The sequence below is a fragment of the Brevundimonas vesicularis genome, from assembly GCF_027886425.1.
Classification (GTDB): domain Bacteria; phylum Pseudomonadota; class Alphaproteobacteria; order Caulobacterales; family Caulobacteraceae; genus Brevundimonas; species Brevundimonas vesicularis_C.
On sequence record NZ_CP115671.1, the window covers coordinates 2,269,824 to 2,294,599 of the forward strand.

The 24,776-nt window shown below is 65.3% G+C and carries 24 protein-coding genes; 10 read left to right on the forward strand and 14 right to left on the reverse strand.

Features of this window, described 5'->3' with window-relative positions:
- The first annotated feature begins 103 nt into the window (after positions 1 to 103).
- Positions 104 to 739 (forward strand): DUF938 domain-containing protein, encoded by a 636-nt coding sequence (locus tag PFY01_RS11710; protein ID WP_271041400.1) that lies wholly within the window; start codon positions 104 to 106, stop codon positions 737 to 739.
- On the opposite strand, the gene PFY01_RS11715 is transcribed toward PFY01_RS11710, so the two are convergent.
- Positions 740 to 1,231 (reverse strand): hypothetical protein, encoded by a 492-nt coding sequence (locus PFY01_RS11715; RefSeq protein ID WP_271041401.1) that lies wholly within the window; start codon positions 1,229 to 1,231, stop codon positions 740 to 742. It lies immediately after the preceding gene.
- Positions 1,232 to 1,510: 279 nt separating this feature from the next.
- Here PFY01_RS11715 and PFY01_RS11720 point away from each other — a divergent pair, with 279 nt between their 5' ends.
- Entirely contained in the window at positions 1,511 to 2,290 is a 780-nt protein-coding gene (locus PFY01_RS11720; protein ID WP_271041402.1) for a pseudouridine synthase, read from the forward strand.
- Here PFY01_RS11720 and PFY01_RS11725 read toward each other — a convergent pair.
- From PFY01_RS11725 to PFY01_RS11760, 8 genes are all read right to left on the reverse strand, one after another.
- Positions 2,287 to 3,039, reverse strand: coding sequence for an ATP12 family chaperone protein (locus PFY01_RS11725; protein WP_271041403.1), 753 nt, complete (start codon positions 3,037 to 3,039; stop codon positions 2,287 to 2,289). The two genes, PFY01_RS11720 and PFY01_RS11725, sit on opposite strands and share 4 nt — an antisense overlap.
- Positions 3,040 to 3,056: 17 nt before the next feature.
- Positions 3,057 to 4,541, reverse strand: a complete 1,485-nt coding sequence (locus PFY01_RS11730; protein ID WP_271041404.1) for a putative 2OG-Fe(II) oxygenase — start codon at positions 4,539 to 4,541, stop codon at positions 3,057 to 3,059.
- Positions 4,538 to 5,563, reverse strand: coding sequence for an RluA family pseudouridine synthase (locus PFY01_RS11735; RefSeq protein ID WP_271041405.1), 1,026 nt, complete (start codon positions 5,561 to 5,563; stop codon positions 4,538 to 4,540). Before PFY01_RS11735 ends, PFY01_RS11730 begins: the two co-directional genes overlap by 4 nt.
- Positions 5,560 to 5,955, reverse strand: coding sequence for a fluoride efflux transporter CrcB (gene crcB / locus PFY01_RS11740; RefSeq protein WP_271041406.1), 396 nt, complete (start codon positions 5,953 to 5,955; stop codon positions 5,560 to 5,562). Before crcB ends, PFY01_RS11735 begins: the two co-directional genes overlap by 4 nt.
- A 40-nt stretch (positions 5,956 to 5,995) precedes the next feature.
- Complete coding sequence (locus PFY01_RS11745; RefSeq protein ID WP_271041407.1) at positions 5,996 to 6,484, reverse strand: CC0125/CC1285 family lipoprotein; 489 nt, start codon at positions 6,482 to 6,484, stop codon at positions 5,996 to 5,998.
- A 64-nt stretch (positions 6,485 to 6,548) separates the two neighbouring features.
- The gene (locus PFY01_RS11750) at positions 6,549 to 7,271 is read right to left on the reverse strand and encodes an RluA family pseudouridine synthase (protein WP_271041408.1); all 723 of its coding nucleotides are present in this window, start codon (positions 7,269 to 7,271) and stop codon (positions 6,549 to 6,551) included.
- A gap of 39 nt (positions 7,272 to 7,310) precedes the next feature.
- Positions 7,311 to 7,754, reverse strand: coding sequence for a hypothetical protein (locus PFY01_RS11755; RefSeq protein WP_271041409.1), 444 nt, complete (start codon positions 7,752 to 7,754; stop codon positions 7,311 to 7,313).
- 71 nt (positions 7,755 to 7,825) lie between these two features.
- Positions 7,826 to 9,142: a replication-associated recombination protein A gene (locus PFY01_RS11760; RefSeq protein WP_271041410.1), complete on the reverse strand. Its 1,317-nt coding sequence runs from the start codon at positions 9,140 to 9,142 to the stop codon at positions 7,826 to 7,828.
- 74 nt (positions 9,143 to 9,216) lie between these two features.
- On the opposite strand from PFY01_RS11760, the gene PFY01_RS11765 reads away from it, so the two are divergent.
- Positions 9,217 to 9,639 (forward strand): VOC family protein, encoded by a 423-nt coding sequence (locus tag PFY01_RS11765; protein ID WP_271041411.1) that lies wholly within the window; start codon positions 9,217 to 9,219, stop codon positions 9,637 to 9,639.
- Positions 9,640 to 9,643: 4 nt separating this feature from the next.
- On the opposite strand, the gene PFY01_RS11770 is transcribed toward PFY01_RS11765, so the two are convergent.
- Positions 9,644 to 11,047 carry a Do family serine endopeptidase gene (locus PFY01_RS11770; protein WP_026108432.1) on the reverse strand — a complete coding sequence of 468 codons (1,404 nt, stop codon included), beginning with the start codon at positions 11,045 to 11,047 and terminating at the stop codon, positions 9,644 to 9,646.
- A 218-nt stretch (positions 11,048 to 11,265) separates the two neighbouring features.
- Here PFY01_RS11770 and ettA point away from each other — a divergent pair, with 218 nt between their 5' ends.
- Positions 11,266 to 12,933 (forward strand): energy-dependent translational throttle protein EttA, encoded by a 1,668-nt coding sequence (ettA, locus tag PFY01_RS11775; protein ID WP_055755177.1) that lies wholly within the window; start codon positions 11,266 to 11,268, stop codon positions 12,931 to 12,933.
- A 29-nt stretch (positions 12,934 to 12,962) separates the two neighbouring features.
- On the forward strand, positions 12,963 to 13,889 hold the full coding sequence (locus PFY01_RS11780) for a 2-hydroxyacid dehydrogenase (RefSeq protein WP_271041412.1): 927 nt from the start codon (positions 12,963 to 12,965) through the stop codon (positions 13,887 to 13,889).
- 2 nt (positions 13,890 to 13,891) lie between these two features.
- Here PFY01_RS11780 and PFY01_RS11785 read toward each other — a convergent pair whose 3' ends face one another.
- Positions 13,892 to 14,296: an EF-hand domain-containing protein gene (locus PFY01_RS11785; RefSeq protein ID WP_271041413.1), complete on the reverse strand. Its 405-nt coding sequence runs from the start codon at positions 14,294 to 14,296 to the stop codon at positions 13,892 to 13,894.
- Between the two features lie 115 nt (positions 14,297 to 14,411).
- Here PFY01_RS11785 and PFY01_RS11790 point away from each other — a divergent pair, with 115 nt between their 5' ends.
- From PFY01_RS11790 to metH, 4 genes are read left to right on the forward strand one after another with little or no spacing between them, the layout of a single operon-like run.
- On the forward strand, positions 14,412 to 15,371 hold the full coding sequence (locus PFY01_RS11790; protein ID WP_066551862.1) for an ArsR/SmtB family transcription factor: 960 nt from the start codon (positions 14,412 to 14,414) through the stop codon (positions 15,369 to 15,371).
- Complete coding sequence (metF, locus tag PFY01_RS11795; protein WP_271041414.1) at positions 15,371 to 16,327, forward strand: methylenetetrahydrofolate reductase [NAD(P)H]; 957 nt, start codon at positions 15,371 to 15,373, stop codon at positions 16,325 to 16,327. Before PFY01_RS11790 ends, metF begins: the two co-directional genes overlap by 1 nt.
- Positions 16,324 to 17,406 (forward strand): homocysteine S-methyltransferase family protein, encoded by a 1,083-nt coding sequence (locus tag PFY01_RS11800; protein ID WP_271041415.1) that lies wholly within the window; start codon positions 16,324 to 16,326, stop codon positions 17,404 to 17,406. Before metF ends, PFY01_RS11800 begins: the two co-directional genes overlap by 4 nt.
- Positions 17,407 to 20,073: a methionine synthase gene (metH, locus tag PFY01_RS11805; protein ID WP_271041416.1), complete on the forward strand. Its 2,667-nt coding sequence runs from the start codon at positions 17,407 to 17,409 to the stop codon at positions 20,071 to 20,073.
- Positions 20,074 to 20,118: 45 nt separating this feature from the next.
- Here metH and PFY01_RS11810 read toward each other — a convergent pair whose 3' ends face one another.
- The gene (locus PFY01_RS11810; protein WP_055808523.1) at positions 20,119 to 20,673 is read right to left on the reverse strand and encodes a hypothetical protein; all 555 of its coding nucleotides are present in this window, start codon (positions 20,671 to 20,673) and stop codon (positions 20,119 to 20,121) included.
- 142 nt (positions 20,674 to 20,815) lie between these two features.
- Positions 20,816 to 23,773, reverse strand: coding sequence for a TonB-dependent receptor domain-containing protein (locus PFY01_RS11815; protein WP_312184704.1), 2,958 nt, complete (start codon positions 23,771 to 23,773; stop codon positions 20,816 to 20,818).
- A 253-nt stretch (positions 23,774 to 24,026) separates the two neighbouring features.
- On the opposite strand from PFY01_RS11815, the gene PFY01_RS11820 reads away from it, so the two are divergent.
- The gene (locus tag PFY01_RS11820; RefSeq protein ID WP_271041417.1) at positions 24,027 to 24,566 is read left to right on the forward strand and encodes a hypothetical protein; all 540 of its coding nucleotides are present in this window, start codon (positions 24,027 to 24,029) and stop codon (positions 24,564 to 24,566) included.
- Between the two features lie 4 nt (positions 24,567 to 24,570).
- Here PFY01_RS11820 and PFY01_RS11825 read toward each other — a convergent pair whose 3' ends face one another.
- Positions 24,571 to 24,717 (reverse strand): hypothetical protein, encoded by a 147-nt coding sequence (locus tag PFY01_RS11825; RefSeq protein WP_165116191.1) that lies wholly within the window; start codon positions 24,715 to 24,717, stop codon positions 24,571 to 24,573.
- Positions 24,718 to 24,776: the final 59 nt, after the last annotated feature.

Below are 24,776 nucleotides of genomic sequence, written 5' to 3' on the forward strand. Positions count from 1 at the left end.
CGTCTCCGCCGCGTCAAACCGCGCACGAAAACGCCGATGTCTACCGGTGTCGTCGGCAAAAGATCGCAGATGCGGTTTCGGCTTCAGAGCGGTAGAAGAGCCTGTGCAAACACTGGATTTACTCACAGTCCTGCCTGACGGCGCGCTCACTTCGCCTGCCGCGCGTCGAAACGCCGAGGCGATTCTTCGCGTGCTCCGCGCCCATCTTCCGGCGTGTGGATCTGTACTCGAGATCGCGTCCGGATCGGGCGAACACGCCGCCGCTTTCGCCGCCGCTCTGCCGGATCTGGATTGGACGCCCAGCGACCCCAGCGACCAGGCCCGCAACAGCATCGCCACCTGGAGCCGCCAGCTCGCCTTGTCGAACCTGAAGCCGCCGGTGGCGATCGACGCAAGCGACCTCGCGACATGGCCGACCGACACGTTCGACACCCTGTATTGTGCGAATATGACGCACATCAGCCCCTGGTCGGCGACCGAGGGGTTGATGGATCTGGCCGGTCGGGTCCTGCGACGCCCCGGCGGCCTGCTGGCGCTTTACGGTCCATACCGCGAGGCCGACGTTCCGCTGGCGGCGTCGAACGCGGCCTTCGACGCCAGCTTAAAGGCGCGAAACGTGGACTGGGGTTTGCGTGATCGCGAAATGGTCGAGGCCCTGGCCCGCTCACATGGCCTTGCGGCCACGCTGCGGGTTCAGATGCCGGCGAACAACCTGATCCTGCTGTTTCGCGCCGTCTGATCAGACGATCGCGCCGACCAGCTTGGACAGTTCAGCCCGCTCGTTCAGCAGGGTCACCGCCCCGTCCTTGAACACTGCCCCATCCGCCTGGGCTGACACGCCGAAGCTATCGGCCGCCAGCGCGACGCCGTCCGCGAAGGCGATGACCGTCAGGCCGTTGGCGCGCGCCAGGTCGATCAGCGACCGCACGGCCGCCAGCGACGCCTCGTCCGTCGAACCGCCTGGCACGACCAGACCCTTCAGACGCCCCTCGGCGATGTCCTTGGCCGTTGCGGTGGCCAGCACGGTCACGCCGCCGGCGATCAGGCTGGCGTCGCCCGTTGAGATCGGGGCCAAGCCGACGCCCTCGGCCCGCAACGCGCCCTCCACGTCGCCCAGTTCGCCGAACGCCATGTAACGCCGCATCACCAGCCCCATGCGCAGACGGGTGGGAACAGGACGGTTGTAACCGGTGCGACGGGGGCCTGAGGAAGATTTGTTTTGAGCGAACAAGACGTCTCCTTGAGATGTTTCAATACTGATCCAGATCCGACAAGCGACGCTGTCGAACCACCCACGCCGATGACCAGAAAAATGAGAATCGACGGGTCCGACGCGTGTCGTCCCGCACTCTGGCTCATTTGTGGAATGCCGTCAGATATAGTGACGATCCCGGCCGGATCAACCTACCAGTTCAAACGGACCGGCCCTACTAATCCTGAAAGCGGCGGCCCGCTTGCTCGCGATCCCGCCCGGCTCTAGACAGCCGCATCGACTGGACGACGGAATCGCATGGCCTTCACCCGCACCTATGACGGCGACGAACCCGTTCGCGTGAACAAGTGGCTGGGCCAGACCGGCGTCTGTTCGCGGCGCGAGGCCGATACCCTGATCGCCAATGGTCTGGTCTCCATCGATGGCGAGACGATCAGCGACGCCGGCCGAAAGATTCAACCGGGCGAAACCCTGAGCCTGAACGACACCGCCCAGGCGGCCTTGGCGACGGGCATGACCCTGGTGCTGCACAAGCCGGTCGGTTACGTCTCGGGTCAGCCCGATCCCGGCAAGATCCCGGCCGTGCGACTGCTGAAGACGCCCAATCGTGTCGGCGAAGGCGAGACGCCTGCCCGCGACGCTTCCCTGCCCCCCATCGGTCGGCTGGACGAAGATTCGCGCGGCCTGCTGCTGCTGTCGTCCGACGGCGTCGTCGCCAAGGCGGTGATCGGCCCGGCGTCCGAGTTGGACAAGGAATATCTGGTCGTTGTCGAAGGCCAGATCACCGAAGGCAAGCTAAGCAAGCTGCGCCACGGCCTGTCTCTGAACGACAAGCCGCTAAAGCCCGCCCGCGTCACCCAGATCGAGCCGCAGCGCCTTCGCTTCGTCCTGACCGAGGGCAAGTATCGCCAGATCCGCCGCATGTGCGAACTGGTCGGGCTGGAGGTCGTAGACCTCTATCGCACCCGCATCGGGCCGCTGGTATTGGGCGACCTGCCCGAGGGTCGCTGGCGCCACCTGACCGATCAGGAACGTGCGATGCTGATCTCAGCCTCGACGACGCCTCCAGCGCCCTAACCGAGCGCTCTGAACCACCGGTCCAGCAGCTGGGCCTCCGCGCGGCGCGACTCGGTGCGTTCGGCGGCCTCGGCGTCCACGCCCCACTGCTCTTCCTGGAACAGCTCGTCGATCCGCGACAGGTCGAACGCCGCCCCGCCATCCAACGCCCCCTGCTCCACCGCCAAGGCCAACACGGCCGACCCCAGCAGAGGCACGGCCGTCGCCAGTCCGGTCAGGCGGAAGTCGTCCAGCGACAGGGCGTGCGCCTTGACCCGCGCGATGGCGTCCGGCGACTGCGGCCGATGCACGATGCCGGCGACCGGCTCCAGCGCCACGCCCATCTCGCGCGCAGCCCAGTCACGCCACGGCCCCCATTCCCGCGCCTGGCGCTCGACCAGCGGCGTCGGATGATCAGCCAGATAGCAGACCACGTCCGATCCGGCATAGGCGGCAATCTCGTCCGCGACAGGCTCGCGCGCCTGCCCGATCCGGTCGATCGCGGTCGAGGCCAAGCGCGTCGCCGGCATGGTCGACGGATCCAGAAACTGCCCTTGCGCCGCCCATTCGTCGGCGACCAACTGCGCCGCAGCCTGCGTCGGCAAAACCAGCGGCGCCTTGTCCGGTGTTTTCGGCGTGCGCCCGTCCAAAAGTACGGCCCAGCCCCCGTCCGCATGCGGCCCGACGCCCGCCTCGGTCCAGAAGCGGGAGATCCGATCCGGCGACTGTTCAACGAAACGCGGGCGATGCGGGGTGGCTTGATAGGTCATCAGAAGGTCCGTTGGAATCAGGCCGGCACGACGTCGAACGCCAGCGTCAGACGCGACGCCTCGCCGCCGAACGGCTGGGTGCCATGCCACATATAGGAAGGAAACAGCACCAACGTGCCGGGTCGGGGCTGCACACAGTGTTCTGCCGCCAAACTCGGCAGGCCGGGCGGCGCGCCGAACCGCAACCAGCCCTCGCGGCGCTCGCCCTGCACCGCCGGCGGCAATTCGATATGGCAGGCCGAGGACAGCCAGCCGTTCGAATGGATATGGTCGGCGTGAAATCCGTTCGGCCTCAACCGCACCGACCAACTGCCTTGGATGCGATAGTCACCTGTATTCCGGGCCCTCAGCGGATCGTCGCCCTGACCCAACGCGGCCATATAGTCACGGATCGGCTTGTTGATGGCCTGAAAGAAGGCGCGAATGGCCGGATTTTCGCTCTGCGCCAAGGACGCGCTGGTCTGCGATCCCCCGCGCAGCGACTGGCCCACCGGATGGGTCTTTAGCGTATGCAGGTCGTACAGCGCCTTCGCCAGATCGACCAGATAGGCCTCCAATGACGCCCACCCGTCAGGCGCCTGCAGCCGATACGGCCGCACGAAGGCGTCGTAGTCGTAAAGCCGGCCGTACCGCACATCGCCGAGCATCCGCCAGGCCGTCGCCTGAAAGGCCAGCACATGCTGGTTCAGCGGCTCGCGCGTCCGCAACGTCTCGATCGTGACCAGCGCCGCCTCGGCCTGACCCAGCGCCAGCAGGCATTCGGCCTGGGTCACCATGATCGCCGGAACCTCGCCGCCCGCCAGCGCCGCCGCCCGGTTCGCATGGTCCAGCGCCGCGAGGGGATCCCACGTCAGACACGCCTGCGCCGCCGCCAGTTCCCCGGGCCCATCCAGCGGTCCGGCGACCAGGGTGCGATAGGCCCGCTCGCCCTCACCTGCATATTCCAGCAGCTTCGCTTTGATCTGGCGCAGCAAAGGCGTCGCTGGCGATACGGCTATGGCGGCATCCAGCGGTGCGCAGGCGGTCTCCAGATCGGCATCCCGCATCCAGATCAGCTGGCTCAAATCACGCAACGCGTCGCCATAGCCGGGCCGCCGCAGCAGCGCCTGACGATAGGCGTCGTCGGCCTCGTCGAACCGGCTCTGCGCCTGCAACGCCCGCGCCAGCACCAGCCAGGTTTCGGGCGCATCGCCGCCGATCGACATGGCGGCGCGACACGCGACCTCCGCCTCGGCCGCCCGCCCGAGATCGCCGAGGGTGGACGCCAGATTATGCCACGCCGGAATGCTGTGCGGCCGAACCTCGACGAGGCGCTGCGACAGCGCCGCACTCTCTTCCAGACGCCCCACACGCTTCATCAGATCAGCCTGGACAGACAGCGCCTGCCACGGCGCATCGGCCTGCTGCGCCATCGGCGCCAGCATTTCCAAGGCCGCGTTCAGCTGGCCGGCGGCGGCCAGAGCCTTGGCCCCTTCGACCCTCGCCTGGACCTCAGCAGTCACCGGATTCGCTTCACGCCCAGGAAGGGATCGTCTTCGGCTTCGTCTTCGGAGAAGCCGAAGTGGGCGAAGCCAGCTTTCATCTCGGGGCTCAAAGGGGCGGTGACCTTTAGAACGCCGCCGCGTGGGTGATCCAGTTCGATGCTCCGAGCGTGCAGCTGAAGCTTCAGTGGCCCCGACAATTCGCGCGATTTCTCATCGCCGTATTTCGGGTCGCCCAAGATCGGATGGCCGATGCCGGCCATATGGGCGCGCAGTTGGTGCGTCCGTCCGGTGAAGGGGCGCAGCGCCATCCATGACGCCCGGTGCGAGGCGCGGCTGATGGTCGAGAAGGCCGTTTCGGCCGGTTCGGCGCGCGGGTCCTTGCGCTCGGCCGGTCGCATCATCTCGAAGTCGTTGATGCCCGTCTTCTTCAGCGGCATGTCGATCTGGCCCGAATAGGGTTTCGGATTGCCGATGACGATGGCCCAATAGGTCTTCTTGGCTTGTCTACGCGCAAAGGCGCCCGCCAGGCGCTTGGCCGCCTCTGGCCCCTTGCCCAGCAGCAGAACGCCCGAGGTGTCGCGGTCCAGCCGGTGGACCAGGCGCGGACGCTCCAATCCCTCGCCCCAGGCCGACAGCAGACGGTCGACGTGACGGCTCGTCTTGGTGCCGCCTTGCACCGCCAGGCCGTGCGGTTTGTTGATGGCGATGACCATGTCGTCTTCGTAAAGCACCAGCGACTTGGCGAAGGCGATGTCCCTTTCGGACAGGGTGTGGGCGTCCCCCGCCTGGCGAGAGGTGTCGTCGGGGATCGGCGGCACGCGCACAGCGGCGCCGGCAGTCAGTCGGCCTTCGGGCTTGATGCGGGCCCCGTCCACGCGGATCTGACCGCTGCGGGCCATCTTCTGCACCTGGATGTTGGACAGGTGCGGCCAGCGACGGCGGAACCAGCGGTCCAGCCGGATGCCGTCCTCATCCTCGGCGACATAGATCGTCAGGACTTCGCGCTTGGGCGCGTCGGCTGCGGGCGGCTGATCGGTCAAGCGGAAACTCCAAAGGCGCGGCGGGCGACCATCAGGCCGACGAACAGTGCCGCGATGGCCAGAACCACCGAGCCGATCACATAGGCGGCGGCCAGGCCGATCTGGCGGCGCTCGATCATCTGCACCGCTTCCAGCGAATAGGACGAAAAGGTCGTGAACCCGCCCAACACGCCGACGGCGGCGAACAGGCGCACTATCTCCTGCTGCGCCCCGCCCCGGAACGCCAGCCAGCCGACGAGCAGACCCATCAGCAGACCGCCGGCGACGTTGGCGGCGAAGGTGCCAACGGGCCACCCGGCATTGGGGGCAAGCCGCCCGGCGGCGAGGCCAAGGCCATAGCGCGCCATGGAGCCGATGGCCCCACCTGCTGCAACGAGAAGAAAACGTGTCATCGTGCGGCGATATATACGCCGCCCGCGCCGAAAGCGATGGTCAGCGCGGGATGGAGCCCTGCACCGAGCGCGCATCATAGGCGTTCGGACGATCCGGCTTCTGGCCGCGTCCCAAAACGACTTCCAGCGTCGTCGAGGTCGGCTGCGGTCCGCTGAAGTTCAGACCGACGCCCACGCCGACACCCGAGGCCGAATAGCCGCCATATCGACTGCTGCCGCCGCCGATGGAGACGCTCGGGCTGACGCCGCCTGCGCCACCCGGCCGACCATCGGTCCAGCTCTGCGTCACCTCGAACCAGTCGTAGCCTTGTTCGGTAGTCAGGTCGGCGGCGCGCACCAGCGCCCAATCGGCGACACGGCCCGCCGCGCCGACGCCGTTGTAGGTGACACGGTAGCGGTTGGATTCGATCCGCTGCTCGGAATACCCCTGCCCGTTCGGACCCATCTGGGCGCCATAGGGCGCCAAGCTGGCACAGGCGGTCAGGGCCAAAGCGGAAAGACCGGTCAGGGCGAGGGCGAGACGCTTCATCAGAGGTATCCTTTCAACGACATAGCGCCGAAACGCGCACGGCGTTCCCTGTAGCGCCCGCGCCCTAAAGACCCAGCGCTGTCCTCAGCGTCGCAAAATCCTCGGGCGGCGGCGCTTCGACCGTCGTCGTCCCGCCCTCGGGATGCGGAAAACTCAGTTTGGCGGCGTGCAGCATCAGGCGCGGCGCCGGCCCGACCGGCGTGGTCAGCGCGCCGCCGTAGCGCACATCCCCGATCAACGGCCGACCGATATGGGCCATGTGCACACGCAACTGATGCATCCGTCCGGTCAGAGGCTCCAGCTCGACCACGGCCCCTTCCGGCCCCGCAGCCAGGGTCCGATAGCGACTCTGCGACCCTTGCGCGCCCGGCGCGTCAAATGCGACGACCCGCATATAGCTCTCACGCCCGATCTCCTCGCGACGCAACGGCTCGTCGATGGTCGCCGCCTTGGGCTCAGGCGCGGCCGACAGCAGGGCCAAATACTGTTTCCTGAACCGCCGCATCTGCAACGCCTTGCCCAGAAAACTGGCCGCCGGCTTGGTCTTGGCCGCCAGGATCACGCCGGAGGTGTCGCGGTCCAGCCGATGCACCAACTCCGGCCGCTTGCCGTTCGAACGCGCGAACGCCCAAAGCAGATCGTCCAGCGTATGCGCCTTGATCCGCCCGCCCTGGCTGGACAGGCCCGGAGGCTTGGAAAAGGCGATGACATGCGCATCCTCGTGGATCACCCACGACCGGACGGCGGCGATATCATCGGATGAAAGATCGACAGGAGTACGGGTCACGGCGCGTCCATACGCGACGGCGCGCCATGCGTCAGCCCATCAGCGCAGCACGCCGCGTTTGCGCATATTGAACGCATAACCAAACAGCAGAATCGCAATCAGCAGTATGAAGATCGGGATCCAGCGCATGGCCGTCAGTTCGGGCGGCGCCGGCGGCGGAGGATCGATCAGCTTGCCATAGATCAGGCTGATCAACGCGCCCAATAGCGACAGACCGAAGGCTGGAACCGCCCAACGCCGGCGCAAGAGCAGCATTACCGAACCGATCACCGCACCCCAGACTCCCAGCGTCCACGGCACATACATCCAGCCGGGCATGGCCTCATAATAGGCGACCATGGCGTCGTCGAAACCCGCCGCCCGCATGTACGCCTCACCCCGCGTCGTGGTCTGGATGAAGTCGAACGCGCCGAACCCATTCCACAACAAAGACAACACGCCCACCAGCCACAGATGCCAGGGCGTTTTCACCGTCTCGATCATCGTCCCCTCCCAAGGATGTCAGGCCGGAACGCTAACTGCGTTGTCGACTGGCGACAATGAACGACGTTCAGTCAGTCGTCTGACCCGTCCACCGCCATCCGCGCCCGCATCTCGGCCCAGCGCTCCAAACGCGCCTTGACCTTCTCTTCGTGCCCCTCGCCCTTGGGCTTGTAGAAGGTGCGACGGTCCATCTCGTCGGGGAAGAAGTTCGCTCCGGAGAAGCCCTCGGGCGTGTCCGGGTCGTATTGATAGCCCTTACCGTACCCCAGCGACTTCATCAGCTTGGTCGGGGCGTTGCGGATATGGGCGGGGGGCATCAGCGAGCCCGTCTCATAGGCCGCCTTCTTTGCCGCCTTGAACGCCTCATAGACCCCGACCGACTTGGGTGCGGTGGCCAGGTGCACCACCGCCTGGGCCAGGGCCAGTTCGCCCTCGGGACTGCCCAGGAAGTCGTAGGTGTCCTTGGCGGCATTGGCGACCAGGATCGACAGCGGATCGGCCTCGCCGATGTCCTCGACCGCCATCCGCACGATCCGCCGAGCCAGATAGAGCGGATCCTCGCCTCCGTTCAGCATCCGCGCCAGCCAATAGAGCGCGGCGTCAGGGTCGGAGCCCCGAACCGATTTATGTAGGGCGGATATGAGGTTATAGTGTTCTTCTCTCGACTTGTCGTAGGCGGGCGCACGGCGTTGCAGCACGCCCGCCAGTCCCTGCACGTCCAGCTTTTCGCCCTCAGGCAGGTCGAACAGCACCTCCGACATGGTCAGCAGATAGCGCCCGTCGCCGTCGGCCAGGGCCAGCATCGCCTGCCGGGCCTCCGGCGTTAGCGGCAGGGTCCGGTCCATATGCGTCTCGGCCCGGCTCAGCAGCTGATCCAATGCGGCATCGTCCAGCCGCTTCAGCACATAGACCTGACTGCGCGACAGCAAGGCGCCGTTGAGCTCGAAGCTGGGGTTTTCCGTCGTGGCCCCGACCAGGGTCACCACCCCGGCCTCTACGAAGGGCAAAAAACCGTCCTGCTGGGCGCGGTTGAAGCGGTGGATCTCATCGACGAACAGCAGCGTGCTCTGTCCCGCCGCACGCCGCATCCGCGCCGCCTCGAACGCCTTCTTCAGGTCGGCGACGCCTGAAAAGACCGCGCTGATCGCCTGATATTCATAGCCGGCCGCCTGCGCCAGCAGGCGCGCGATCGTGGTTTTGCCCGTCCCCGGCGGTCCCCACAGGATCAAAGATCCCAGCCGCCCGGCTTCAATCATGCGCCGGATCGGCCCGCCTGGCCCCAGCAGATGATCCTGCCCCACCACCTCGTCCAGCGTGCGCGGACGCAGGCGGTCGGCCAAGGGGGCGTCGGGGGGCAGAATGCCGGAGGCTTCGAACAGGTCGCTCATGGGTGCGACCTATGTAGGCGTTCGCCAAAGGCTTTTCACGCGTTAGTATGGCGAACCGCCACGGAGACCGCCCCATGACCGACGCCAATCCGAACCAGGGTCCGACTTCTGGCGTGACGCCGCACCTGACAATCCCGTCGCGCGGGGCCTCTGCGGCGATCGATTTCTACATCATCGCCTTCGGCGCCGAGGTTTTGGACCGCCGTCTCGCCGACGACGGCGACCGGCTGATGCACGCCCACCTGAAGATCAACGGCACCAGCGTCATGTTGAACGACGAGTTTCCGGAATACGGCGGCTCGCAGGATGTCCGCCCAGCCGGCGTCACCCTGCATCTTCAGGTCGCCGATCCCGACGCCTGGTGGACGCGCGCCATGACCGTCGGCGGCGCGGAACCTGTGCTGGACATGGCCGATCAGTTCTGGGGCGACCGCTACGGCGTCCTGCGTGACCCCTTCGGCCACACCTGGTCGATCGGCGGGCCGACGAAGGCGTAACGACCTATCTCAGCACGCCGCGGATCTGACGGCCGCCACGGTTCACGACGACCTCCCACGGGCCGCGACCAGAACTGGCGGCCTCGACATCGCGGGCCGAGCCGATGGCGCGGCCATTGATGCTGACGATCAGATCGTTCTGACGGAATCCCGCACGGGCCGCGTAGCCGCGCCCGGACACGCCGGTCACGATGACGCCCGTCGCGAACGGATCGCCGCCCAGTCGGTCCGCCAGAGCAGGGCTGAGCGCCACGACTTCTGCGCCGGCGAAGGGACCGGACTGGATCGTCACCCCCTGCTTCGGATCGGCGTCGCCCGGCAGGGTCTGCACTCGCGCCGTCAAGGTCTGAGCCCGACCGTCGCGCAGGATGGACACCTGCACCTGATCGTTCGGATTGCGCGAACCGACGCGGTAGTTCAGTCCGTTCTGGTCGTTGATCTCCTGACCATCGACGGCGGTGATGACGTCGCCCTGACGAATGCCGGCGCGCGCGGCCGGACCGTTGGCGTAGACGTCAGTGACGACCAGCCCCTGCGGCCGGCTCAGGCCGAGGCTGCCGGCGATGTCGCCAGTCACAGTGTCGCCCTTCACGCCCAGCCACGGCCGAACCACAGCCGTAGCGCCGCCCAGCGCGCTGTCGACGACCCGCTTGACCATGGCCGCCGGCACCGCGAACCCGACCCCGGCCGAAGAACCTGAGCGCGAAAAGATGGCGGTGTTGATGCCGATCAGGTCGCCGTCCATGTCCACCAGCGCGCCGCCCGAGTTGCCGGGGTTGATGGCCGCATCGGTCTGGATGAAGGAGCCGCTGTCGGAAATGCCGGTCTCGGTCCGGTTCAGGGCCGAAATGATGCCGTTCGTCACAGTCTGACCCACGCCGAACGGATTACCGATGGCCAGGACCAGATCGCCGACCTGCTGCTCTTCCTGATCGTCGATGGCCAGCACCGGCAGGCGGTCGCTGACGTTCTCCAGCCTCAGCACGGCGATGTCGCTACGCTCGTCGGCCAGGATGACGGTGGCGGGAAACTCGCGCCGGTCGTTCAGCACCACTTTGATCTGCTGGGCGCCGTCGATGACGTGGTTATTGGTCACCACGATCCCGTCCGAACGGACAATGACGCCGGAGCCCACGGATTCCGCCACCCGCGCCTGGGGAATGCCGCCGCCGAAGAACTGGAAGAAGGGATCGGCCTGCACCCGCTGCACGCTGCGCGCCGAGATATTGACCACAGCAGGCGCCGCCGATCGAACCACCGGCGCGAAGCTCGATTTCATCCCCGCCGCATCGGCCGGGGCGGTGCGCGTCGGCTGGGCGAACTCGCCCTCCTGCGCCTTGGAATTCGAAGGATTGCCGCACGCCGACAGGGCGAAAGCGGCGGCGAGCACGATCGATCGGGTCTTCATGGGCATCCGAGACTGGGGCATCCGAGACTGGCAAGCGTAAAGCGACGCCATTCCGCACCCGGTTTCGGGCTGGATCAAGGCGTATGATGTCATCAACGGACAAGCTTTACAGCCGTTCCGTTCGGCCCCCTGCCCGCCATATTTGCCCTTCGCGCGCAGGATCGCTACATCCGGCGCAACTCCCCATTCAGACGAACCCGAAGGGCGCACCGCACCTCATGGCGCAGCAATATATTTTCCAGATGCAGGGTCTGACCAAGACCTTCCCCGGCGGCCGCAAGATCTTCGAGAACATCTGGCTCAGCTTCTACAACGACGCCAAGATCGGCGTCGTCGGCGTCAACGGCTCGGGTAAGTCCACCCTGCTGAAGATCATGGCCGGCCTGGACAACGAGTTCAACGGCGAGGCCCGCGCCGCCGACGGCATCAAGCGCGGCTATCTGGAACAGGAGCCCCAGCTCGATCCGGCCCTGAACGTGCGCCAGAACGTCGAGGCCTGGTGCGAAGAGAAGCAGTGGGTCAACCGCTTCAACGAAGTCGCCGCCGAACTGGGCGAAAACTACACCGACGAACTGATGGAGGAGATGACCTCCCTTCAGGAGAAGATCGACGCCGGCGACGTCTGGGACATCGACAGCCGCATCGACCAGGCCATGGGCGCCCTGCGCTGCCCGCCCGACGACTGGGAAGTCACCAACCTATCCGGCGGTGAAAAGCGCCGCGTGGCCTTGGCCCGCCTGCTGCTGTCCAAGCCCGACATGCTGCTGCTCGACGAACCGACCAACCACCTGGACGCCGAATCCGTCGCCTGGCTGCAGCACCACCTGGAAAACTTCCCCGGCTGCGTCATCCTGGTGACCCACGACCGCTATTTCCTGGACCTCGTCACCAAGTGGACGCTGGAACTGGACCGCGGCAAGGGCCACCCGCACGAGGGCAACTATTCCTCGTGGCTGGAAGCCAAGACCAAGCGCGTCGTGCAGGAGCAGTCGGAATCCGAAGCCCGCCAGCGCGCCCTCACCCGCGAACTGGAATGGGTTCGTTCGGGCGCCAAGGCCCGTCAGGCCAAGTCCAAGGCCCGTCTGGCCGCCTACGAGCGGATGGTCGAGGAACAGGAATCGATGCGCGGCGCCCAGACGCACGCCCACATCCAGATCCCGCCCGGGCCGCGCCTCGGCAACGTCGTTCTGGAAGTCGAGGGTCTGCAAAAGACCTACGGCGATAAGACGCTGTTCGACAACCTGACCTTCAAACTGCCGCCCAACGGCATCGTCGGCGTCATCGGCCCGAACGGCGCCGGCAAGTCGACCATGTTCAAGCTGATCACCGGCCAAGAACAGCCTGACGGCGGCACGATCAAGGTCGGTGAAACCGTTAAACTGGCCTATGTCGATCAGTCGCGTGACGACCTGAAGCCGGACGAAACCATCTGGCAGGCCATCTCGGGCGGCACCGACGTGATGATGGTGGGCAAGCGCGAGATCAACACCCGCGCCTATGTCGGCAGCTTCAACTTCAAGGGCGGCGACCAGCAGAAGAAGGTCGGCCAGCTGTCCGGCGGTGAACGCAACCGCGTCCACCTGGCCAAGACCCTGGCTTCAGGCGGCAATCTGATCCTGCTCGACGAACCGACCAACGACCTGGACATCGAAACCCTTCAGAACCTCGAAGAGGCTCTGGAAGAGTTCGCCGGCTGCGCCGTGGTCATCTCCCACGACCGCTGGTTCCTTGACCGCCTGGCCACCCACATCCTCGCCTTCGAGGGCGACGGCCATGTGGAATGGTTCGAAGGCAACTTCGAAGCCTACGAACAGGACAAGATGCGTCGCCTGGGCGCCGACAGCATCATCCCCAAGCGCATCCAGCACCAGAAGTTCGGGCGCTAATCGCCTAACCTGACAAGAGGAGCCGCTGCATGACCCAACGCCCCGCCGTTCTCATCATGCAGCGGCATCTTGCGCCGCTCTCGGGATTTCTAGAGAGCGCCTACGACGTCTATCGCTTCTGGGAAGGTCCGCCGATCGAGGCCGCCCACGACATCCGCGTCATGGTCGTCGCCGGCGAGGCGCCGCTGGACAAGGCGCTGATCGAACGCCTGCCCAATCTCGACCTGATCGCCTGTTTTACCTCCGGCTATGACGGGATCGACATCGACTGGTGCCGCCAGCGCGGTCTGCCCGTCACCCATGCCCCCGGCGTCAATCACGAGGATGTCGCTGATCACGCCTTGGGCTTGATCCTGGCAGCACGCCGCCAGATCACCTCGGGCGACCGTCAGGTCCGCGCCGGCGGCTGGACCTTCGAGACACGCACCATCACAACGTCGCTCGCGGGCCAGAAGCTGGGCATCGTCGGCTTGGGCCACATCGGCAAGGCCGTCGCCGACCGCGCCGAGGCCTTCCGAATGGCGGTCAATTGGTGGGGGCCGCGGCCGCACGACGCCGAATGGCCACGCGCCGACAGCCTGCTGGCGCTCGCCAAGGCCAGCGACATCCTCGTCGTCGCCTGCAAGGCGGACGAGACCAATCGCGGCCTGATCTCGCAGGACATCCTCGAGGCGCTCGGCCCCGACGGCCTGTTGGTCAACGTCTCGCGCGGTCAGGTCGTGGACGAGGACGCCCTGATCGCCGCCTTGAAGTCAGGGACATTGGGTCAGGCCGCCCTGGATGTCTTCATCGAAGAGCCGACAGATCCAGCCCGCTGGGCCGACGTCCCCAATGTCATTCTGACGCCCCACACCGCAGGGGCCACGACCGCCGGGGTGCAGGGCATGCTGATGCTGCTGATCGAAAATCTGCAGGCGCATTTCGCGGGCGAGCCGCTGAAGACGCCCGTCGTCTGACTTCAGCGGGGACGCTGCGGCCGCTCGTCCGCCGTCACCACGCCGTCGCCGTTCTTGTCCATCGCTTTGAAGGCGGCGGCGAGGCCCACGTCGAACTCTTCGCGAGTAATGCGCCCGTCCGCATCGGCGTCGAAGCGCGCCAGCATACGACCGCCGCGTGCATTGGCCAGTTCGCTAGCGTCGACCACGCCGTCTTCATTGGCGTCTAGGCGGTTGAAGATCTGGGTCATGCGCGCCTGCATCTGGGCCAGGTTTTCGCGCTCCGGCGGCCGCATCTGTCCGCCCATAGGCCGCCCTAATATTTCAGGTCCAGGCATTTGAGGCATGGGCGTCTCGGGAAAGTCGCTCTGGGCCAACGCCGGACTGGCGGCGGCGACAGCAAGAGCGGCGATGAACAGGCTACGCATAAGATCACTCCAAGGTCTGTGGGCTTTAACGCACGCACGAACCATTCCCGTCGACGCGTTTCCAAGAAACCGATTTCACTTGCCAAATCATATAAGGATATCTTTATATGAGCATATGAGTTTGTCCGCAGATCAGACTGTCGAAGCCCTTCGCGCCGCCGGCGAACCCACCCGTTTGCGCGTTCTGTCGTTGCTGGCGGGCGAAGAGCTGTCGGTCATGGAAATGTCCCGCATCCTGGACCAGAGCCAACCCCGGGTGTCGCGCCATCTAAAGCTGATGACCGACGCCGGACTGATCGAACGCTTTCCCGACGGCGCCCGCGTCTACTACCGCCTGTCGCATGACGCCCAGGCGCGCCGGCTGATCGACACCGTGCTGGACATCCTGGCCGAAGACGCCGGCGAAGCCGATCATCGGCGTCTGGACGAGGTCCGCAAGGACCGCGAGGAAGCCGCCGCCAGCTATTTCGAACAGGTCGCGCCCCAGTGGGACCGCCTACGTTCGCTCTACGTCAGCGAAAGCGCTGTCGAGGCGGCGCTGGAAAAGGCGGTCGGTCCCGGCCCCTTCGAACGCGTCGTCGATCTGGGCACGGGTTCTGGCCGGATGCTGACCCTGTTCGGCAAGAAGGCGAAGATGTCGGTCGGGCTGGACCTCAGCCAGAACATGCTCAACATCGCCCGCACCAACGTCACCAAGGCGGGTGTAGAGCAGGTCGAACTGCGTCACGGCGATATCTTCGCCACCCGTTTGCCCGCCGCCAGCGCCGATCTGGTGATCGTGCATCAGGTGCTGCACTACCTGTCCGATCCGTCCGCCGCCGTCGCCGAGGCCGCCCGCCTGGTCAGTCCGAACGGCCGCCTGGTTATCATCGACTTCGCCCCGCACGACTTCGAACATATGCGCGAGGCGCATCAGCATCGCCGCCTGGGCTTCGCCGACAGCGAGATCAACGGCTGGCTGCTCGACGGCGGCCTGACGCCATCGGCCCCCATCGCTCTGCCCCACGATGCCGAGGGCCTGACCGTGACCATCTGGACGGCGGAACGCCGCGTCCAGGACAGAAAGACCGCCTGATGGCCTCCTCCGCCTCCCTAAATCTGGCCGACGCTCGCGCCCTGCTGCTGTCGCCGCTTGGCCCCGTAGCCCGCGCCGGATCGAACCGCGACGCCGTGCGCGTCTCGTTCGAATTCTTTCCGCCCAAGACCGATGAGGCCGAGGCCAATCTGTGGAAGGCGATCCGGCGTCTGGAGCCGCTGAACCCCGCCTTCGTCTCCGTCACCTACGGCGCCGGCGGTTCGACCCGCGAGCGGACCCACCGCACAGTCCAGCGCATCATCACGGAAACTTCGCTCCGCCCCGCCGCCCACCTGACCTGCGTCGAGGCCAGCCGTGACGAGGTCGACGAGGTCATCGAAGGCTACAAGGCGATCGGCGTCGATCACATCGTGGCTCTGCGCGGCGATCCGCCCGGCGGGGCTGGGATCGGCGGCGTCTATCAGCCGCGCGCCGACGGCTATGCCAACGCCACAGAGCTGGCCGCCGCCATCAACCGCATCGGCGGTTTCGACGTCACGGTCGGCGCCTATCCGGAGCGCCATCCCGAAAGCCCCTCCATCGATCACGACATCGAGGTGCTGAAGGCCAAGGTCGACGCCGGAGCAACCCGCGCCGTCAGCCAGTTCTTCTTCGACATCGACGCCTTCCTGCGGTTCCGCGACCGCGTGCGGGCGGCGGGCGTCACCATCCCCTTGATCCCCGGCGTCATGCCGGTGTCCAACTTTGCCGGTCTTCAGCGGATGTGCGACGCGTGCGGGGCCAGCATCCCCGACTGGCTGAAGGCGCATTTCGACGGCCTGGACGACGATCCTGAGACCCGCAAACTGCTGGCCGCCTCCGTCGCCGCCGAGACCTGCGCGCGTCTGCAGGAAGAAGGCTTCTCGGACTTCCACTTCTACACCCTGAACCGCGCAGACTTGGTCTATGCGATCTGTCGCGTTCTGGGCGTGCGCGAGACGGCGGCAGCCCAATGACCCGCGCAGCACGCATCGCCGCCCTGCATCAGGCGGCCAAGGAACGCATTCTGGTCCTCGATGGCAGTTGGGGTGTCATGATCCAGCGTCGCGGGCTGGACGAGGCCGACTTCCGCGCCGACCGCTTCGTCGCCGCCAACGGCTATGACGAGAAACATCAGATGAAGGGGAACAACGACATCCTCTGCATCACGCGGCCCGATGTCATCGCCGACCTGCACGACCAGTATTTCGCCGCCGGCGCCGACATCAGCGAAACCAACACCTTCTCCGGCACCACCATCGCCCAGGAGGACTACGCCCTTGACGCCCAGGCGGTGTGGGACATCAATCTGGAAGGCGCGAAACTGGCCCGCGCCGCCGCCGACCGCTGGACGGAAAAGGAGCCGCACAAGCCGCGGTTCGCCGCCGGCTCCATCGGCCCGCTGAACAAGATGCTGTCGATGTCGTCTGACGTGAACGACCCCGGCGCCCGCAGCGTGACCTTCGACCAGGTCTACGAGGCCTATCGCCATCAGGTGAAGGCGCTGAACGAGGGCGGTGTCGATCTCTATCTGATCGAAACCATCACCGACACGCTGAACTGCAAGGCCGCGATCAAGGCGATCAAGGATCTGGAAGACGAGGGGCTAGACGCCCTGCCCATCTGGATCAGCGGCACCATCACCGACCGCTCGGGCCGCACCCTGTCGGGCCAGACGGCCGAGGCCTTCTGGAACAGCGTACGCCACGCCAAGCCGTTCGCCGTCGGCTTCAACTGCGCCCTGGGCGCCGACCTGATGCGCCCCTTCATCGCCGAGCTAAGCCGCGTCGCCGACACCCTGGTCGCCGCCTACCCCAACGCCGGCCTGCCCAACGCCATGGGCCAGTACGACGAAGAGCCGCACGAGACTGCCCACTTCATCGAGGAATGGGCCGCCTCCGGTCTTGTCAACATCGTCGGCGGCTGTTGCGGCACGACGCCCGATCACATTCGTCACGTCGCCGAAGAGGTCGCGCCGCTGAAGCCGCGCGCCATCCCGGAACGGCCGGTGGCCTTGCGTCTGTCCGGCCTCGAACCTTTTGAATTGGTAGCGTAAGTGCGTCCTGTCTTCATCAACGTCGGCGAACGGACCAACGTCACCGGCTCGGCCAAATTCCGCAAGCTGGTGGTCGAGGGCGACTATTCGGCCGCGCTGGACGTCGCCCGACAGCAGGTCGAGGCCGGCGCCCAGATCATCGACGTCAATATGGACGAAGGCCTGCTGGACGGCGTCGTCGCCATGCGGACCTTTCTGAACCTGATCGCGGCCGAGCCCGACATCGCCCGCGTGCCGGTGATGATCGACAGCTCCAAGTGGGAGGTGATCGAGGCGGGCCTGAAGTGCGTCCAGGGCAAGCCCATCGTCAACTCGATCAGCATGAAGGAGGGCGAACAGGCCTTCCGCGACCATGCGATCAAATGCCTGCGCTACGGCGCCGCCGTCGTGGTCATGGCCTTTGACGAAGTGGGCCAGGCCGACACCGCCGCCCGCAAGATCGAGATATGCACACGCGCCTATGACATTCTGGTCAACGAGGTCGGCTTCCCGCCCGAGGACATCATCTTCGACCCCAACATCTTCGCCGTGGCGACAGGGATCGAGGAGCACGACAACTACGCCGTCGACTTCATCGAGGCGACGCGGGAGATCAAACGCACCCTCCCCTACGCCCGCATTTCGGGCGGGGTGTCGAACGTCTCGTTCAGCTTCCGCGGCAACGAGCCGGTGCGCCGCGCGATTCACAGCGTCTTCCTGTACCACGCCATCAACGCCGGCATGGACATGGGGATCGTCAACGCCGGCGACCTGCCGGTCTATGACGACATCGACGCCGAACTGCGCGAGGCGGTCGAGGATGTGATCCTGAATCGGCCGCAGCGGACCAATGTCTCGAATACCGAGCGTCTGGTCGACATGGCGCCCCGTTACAAGGGCGAGAAGGGCCAGGCCCGCGTCGTCGATTTGAAATGGCGCGACCAACCGGTCGGCAAGCGGATCGAACACGCCCTGGTCAACGGCATCACGGAGTTCATCGAGGCCGACACCGAAGAGGCGCGCCTGGCTTCAGAGCGCCCGCTGCACGTGATCGAAGGCCCGCTGATGGACGGGATGAACGTGGTCGGCGACCTGTTCGGCTCGGGCAAGATGTTCCTGCCGCAGGTGGTGAAGTCCGCCCGCGTGATGAAACAGGCCGTCGCCTGGCTGGAGCCCTTCATGGAGGCCGAGAAGGTCGGCAAGCCGCGCGAGCAGGCGGGCCGCATCCTGATGGCCACCGTCAAGGGGGACGTTCACGACATCGGCAAGAACATCGTCGGCGTCGTGCTGCAATGTAACAACTACGAGGTCATAGACCTGGGCGTCATGGTCCCGGCCGACCGCATCCTGGACGAGGCGAAAGCCCACAACGTCGATATCATCGGCCTGTCGGGCCTGATCACGCCGTCGCTGGACGAAATGGTTTTTGTCGGCGCCGAGATGGAACGGCGCGGCTTCGACATCCCTCTGCTGATCGGGGGCGCAACCACCAGCCGCACCCATACGGCGGTCAAGATCGAGCCCGCTTACCGCCGGGGCTCGACCACCTATGTCGTCGACGCGTCGCGCGCCGTCAGCGTCGTTTCGGGACTTCTGTCCAAGACCGAGCGCGCGAAGAACGAGGCCGCCACCCGCGACGAATACATCCGCATCCGCGAGCAATATGCCCGCGGCCAGGAGGTGAAGGCCCGCGCCACCCTGGCTCAGGCGCGCGAGAACCGCTTCCGCATCGACCCCGACCAGCCCATGCCCGGCAAGCCGGCCTTCCTCGGCGTGAAGGCGTTCGATGCCTGGAACCTGCAGGATCTGGCCGACCACATCGACTGGACTCCCTTCTTCGCCAGCTGGGAGCTGACCGGCCGCTATCCGCTGATCCTGGACGACGAGGTCGTCGGCGAGGCCGCCCGCGACCTGTTCGAAGATGCCAAGGTCATGCTGAAGCGGATCATCGACGAGAAGTGGTTCACGGCCAAAGGCGTCGTCGGCTTTTGGCCCGCCCGCGCTGATGGCGACGATGTCATCGTCTACGCCGACGAAGGCTGCGACACGGAGGTCGCCCGCTTCCACACCCTGCGCCAGCAGATCAAGAAGTCGAACGGTAAGCCGAACCTGGCCCTGTCCGACTTCATCGCGGATGAGGGCGATGACTATATCGGCGCTTTCGCCGTCACCGCCGGTCACGGCGAGCTGGAAGTCGCCAAACGGTTCAAGGACGCCGGCGACGACTATTCCGCCATCCTCGCCACCGCCCTGGCCGACCGCTTGGCCGAGGCCTTCGCGGAGCGTCTCCACAAGGAAGTCCGCACCACCCTGTGGGGCTATGCCGCCGACGAAACGGCCGATATCGATGCTCTGATCGCCGAACACTACCAAGGCATCCGCCCTGCCCCCGGCTATCCCGCCCAGCCCGATCACACGGAAAAGGCCACCCTCTTCCGCCTGCTCGACGCCGGAAACCACGCAGGCATGGCCCTGACCGAAAGCTACGCCATGACGCCGCCGGCCTCGGTGTCCGGCCTCTACTTCGGCCATCCGGGCAGCCACTATTTCGGCGTCGGTAAGATCGATCTGGACCAGGTCGAGGATTACGCCCGGCGCAAGGGCTGGGACGTCGCCACGGCTGAGCGCTGGCTGGCCCCCATCCTCAACTACGATCCCTACGCCGCCAAACGCGAAACGGCGGCTTGAGCCGGACTCAAGCCGCCGTTTGTCATCCGGTAACCGCCGAACCGATCAGTTGATGCCAACGCTCTCCAGCGTGGCGGGCGGCGTGGTGATGTTGTCGCGCAGGCGGCGCGCGGCGTGCTCACAGCGGCCCGGCAGACCGAAGAACAGCCCGAACGACTGACTGCGCGCCTCCGCATCGGGGTTTGCCATCAGCGGCGCCCACTGCGCCTTGACGGCGGCGACGGCCTGCTCGGCCTCGGCCTTCGAAGCCGCCGATTGACGCGGCGCGGCCGCCGCCAGGGCGCTGCGGAAATCCTGGGCTTCGAGACGGCCCAGACGCACCAACTCGACATCCTCCGGCGCGCGCGACGTCAGCGTCTCGCCCAGATCGGCATGGCCGGTCACCAGCGCATCGCACCAGGCCACCAGCGGATAGTCGGCGCTCGGCGCGCCCCGCGGCAACGGCCGTGCATAGGCGATGGCCTCGCGCGTCTTCAACGCATCGGCGGTCTCGCCCGAGCGATTACCCGTCACGATCGGTCCATCCTGAGTTTGAGCGACCGCCGCGCCGGCAGCCAGCAGCGACAGGACCGACAGTCCGGGAACGACAAATTTCAGCATGATCTTCCTTGGGGGAGCGCGCCGCAAACAGGCGACGATCCGTAACGCTCGCCCGCCCGAATGGTTTTTCTACGGCGCCGCTTAAACGAAAAAGGCGGCGGAGCGTTGCTCCGCCGCCTCAGTCTCGTGTCGTTGACCGGCCTTAGAACTTGGCGGTCAGACCAACGTAGTAGCGGCGACCCAGCACGTCATAAGTCGACGGGTCGGTGTTGGCCTGAACGCCGGGAACGAAGACGTTCGGCTGTTCGTCGGTCAGGTTGTTCACGCCGCCGCGCAGCGACACCGTGTCGTTGATGGACCACGAACCGTTCAGATCGAAGTAGTCGATGGAAGGCAGAACCTCGGTGGTGTTGATCACCGTGATTTCGCCAACCCGACGCCAGCGTGCGCCAACCGAGAACGGACCGCTCGCCCAAGTCACCGAGCTCAAAGCCTTCCATTCCGGGAAGGTATTGCCGAACGAGCTGTCGATCGTGCCCGTACGGTCCGTGAAGGCGCCGCCTTCGACGACGTTGTCTTCGTAGTTCTCCAGCCAGCTGATGACCGTGTTGAACTTCAGACGGCCCCAATCGCCGCCACCGATGTCGGCGATGTTGAAGGCCCAGTCGGCTTGGAAGTCAACGCCGGACGTTCTGATCATGCCAAGGTTGGCCTGATTTTCAATCGCGCCGACAATGTTGCCGGACAGCGGATCGCGGCTAAACAGTTGGCAATAGCTGTTGGCGTTGCTGAAGGTGGGGTTTTCGCCCGTGACGTTGAAGCAGCCGGCCAGCGAGTCGTCGGCCGCAATCGATCCGATCGCATCGGTGATTTCGATGTTGTAGTAATCGATCGAGGCCGAGAAGCCCGACAGCCAGGGCGACGCGAACTGCGATTGATACACCAGACCGGCCGACCAGCTGTCCGACGTCTCTTCAAACAGGTTCGGGTTACCGCCGGTGCGGCTTTCAACCTGGTTGTTGGAGAAGGTGTAGCGATCGATCGCCTGAGCCGAAATGCCTTGCGCCAAGCACAGTGCACGGACGGCGGCGGCGTTAGACCCCTGGCGGAAGCTGCTGCGGATGTCGCAGGGATCACCGCCAGTGCCCGTCGCCGACGGCGCGCCGATGCTCGGGAAGTTCGTGCTTGCGGTGGCGAACAGTTCGCCGATCGAAGGTGCACGGACCGAGCGGCTATAACCGCCACGTGCGCGCAGGCCGCCAGCGACAGTCCAGTCTAGCTCCGCACGATAGGCCTGCGTGCCGCCAGCGGTGCTGTAGTCGGCGTAACGATAGCCGAGGTTCAGATCCAGTTGCTCGACAAAAGGCAGATCCGAGAGCAGCGGGACCAGCGCCTCGATGAACAGTTCCTTGGAGTTCGTACCACCGCTCAGGGAAGGCGTCGGGTTGAAGCCGGCGATTTCCGAACCACCGACGTTGCCGCCGTCCGGCTGGCCATTTGCGCCCAAGTGAGGCGTGACGGCGTTTTGTTGAGCGAGCGAGGAGTCCGCGCCGAAGGCGAAGTCGTCTTGGCGATACTGAGCGCCGAGGGCGACACGAACTTCACCGGCCGGCAGATCGAACGCCTTGCCTTGCAGCGACGCTTCAATGACGCGTTGTTCGGTCACGGTCGAGTTACGCGCCGAACGACCGATGTAGTTGATGCACTCCGCCGACAGGTCCGTCACGCCAAACGGATCGAAGCCGCCCGCGCAAAGGCTGCGACCACCGTCCGCAGCGTCCAGCAGTCGCTGAACCGACGAGCGAGACACGTTGCCGGTTTGAGTGGTCGTATTGGAAACGCGGCCATACGAACCGTAAACGTCGTACGTCCAGGTGCTTTGCGGAACCTGACCACGGACGCCCGTGGTGATCTGATAAATGTTGTACTCTTCCGTCGAGTGGCGACCGCCCAGCGCGGTGAAGCGCTTGTTCAGCAGGAAGGAGCCGTTCGGATTGGCACGGGAATTCAAAAACGTTCGGAGATCAGCCGTGATGAACGGATTAGTCGCCGGGACGCGGAAGCCGGTGCCGCTGGCCGCAGGGCTAGCCGCCAGTTCGGTGTCGGCGACATACTGGGTGAACAGCGCATTGGCATAGACCTCGGCGTTGTCATTGATCTTGTAACGGCCGCCTCCGTAGACGTTGTAACGGTCAAGCGGCAGTTGCAGATAGTTCAGCGGACCTGTGTTGAACGTATAGTTGGCACCGGGCGCCGTGTACTCCGCGCCGGCTCCAGCCGGATTCTTGACGTTCAACTTGCCGGTGTACGAGAACAGCGTGTTGTCATCGTTGAAACCGAACGCGCCCGTTTCGACCAGGTCCGGGCTGTTGAAATAGGCTCTGACCAAAGCCAAGCTAGGCAGGTTGTTGCTATCGAAGATCGTCGAACCCAGGGGCGAAGTGCCGGACGGACCGGACACCGCCGAGAAGTCACGCGCGGCGTTGAAGATCACGTCGCGGGTCGAACGGCCGAGCGACAGCACCATGTTGCCGCGGTCATCGTCGAAGTTGCCGCCGACGGTGACTGAATAGCTCTCGGTCTTGCCGTCGCTGCGATCGGTTTCACCGTATTGGGCGTCGACCTGAACGCCCGAGAAGTTCTCGTCGAGGATGAAGTTTGCGACGCCAGCCAGGGCGTCCGAACCATAGGCCGCCGAAGCGCCGCCCGAGATGACTTCGATGTTCTTGATCAGGGCAGTCGGGATCAGGTTGACGTCAACCGAACCGTCCGAGTTCGACGGCACGACGCGACGGCCGTTCATCAGAACCAGCGTGCGGTTCGAGCCGAGGTTACGCAGGTTGATGTTGGCCTGGCCGCCATTGGACGGGTTGTTCGAGGTCGACGAGATCGACGGGGTGAACTGCGGCAGATCGTTGATCAAGGTGTCGATCGTGACCGAACCCGTCGCCTGGAAGTCTTGGGCGGTGACGGTGACGATCGGGCTGGTCGAACGATAGTCCTGACGGGCGATGCGCGAACCCGTGACGACGATCTCGCCGACGTCGGTCGCTTGGTCGTCAGCCGACTGTGCGAACGAGGGCGTAGCGGCCATCGCCAAAGCGGCGCCGCCGATGATCGTGGTTGCCAAAAGGCCGCGACGATATCTGTTGGTGTTCAAGGCTTGTTCTCCCAGAAGAGCCAAGTTCGTTAGAAACGAACTGCTCAATACATTAGCCATTTGCCGACCATGCGATCGGTTGGGCGCGAGAGCATACCAACGCAGGCGCCAAGTCCAGCGAGAAGGTGGCGCTTGAACACATTGGCGACACGCCTGTCGCAAAGACGACACACCGTAGTCGCTACAGCGACATCGGACACACCTTGATTTCTAGTGATATACTGGCCGCCAACTTAACGAGACGAAGAAGATTATGACCCGATCAGCTGTCGTAAGCGCCAAGAACATCACCGTTCTATCGGTTGCATCGGTTATTTTTTGGTCAAACCATGCTCTGGCGCAGCAAGATTTTTCTTCATCGGGAACCGACCTGGTCGGAGCCGTCACGCAATGCACGACGATTGAGGCCAACGCCGCCCGGCTAGCATGTTTCGACGCCGCCGCAGCTCGATTGGCAGCCGCCGGCGAGGTCGCGATCGTCAGCCGGCAGGATGTGGAGCAGAATCAGCGCCGGTTGTTCGGTTTCAACGTCACAGGCTTGAACCCCTTCAGCGGGTCAGGGCGGTCGGAAGAGTTGCAGTCCATCTCGGCGACGATGACATCAGCCCGAAACCTTGGCAGGGGCGAATGGTCAATCACGCTGAATGACGGCTCCGTGTGGCGAAAGACCGACGGCGTAGACGTGCTCTTTTCGGCTGAGCGGCAGTATCCAGTGACTGTGCGCAGGGCGGCGTTGGGAAGCTACATGATGAAGGTGGCGAACGATCCGCCCTTCCGCGTCCGCCGCGAGTAGACCTCTAGCGTTGGATCATCACGCGCGCCGCGTAGGGCGCGGGTTCCGGCGTACAGGAGGCGGCGATCAGTTGCACCGCGGCGAGACATAGGATCGCCGCCGCGACGAACGGAAGCCGATTTGATACAGCGTTGGCGATCGAACGGGCCATTGTGGGCGCTCCAGGCATGATTACCGAGACGTTAACGCAAGCTCTGCGCCAAACACTGG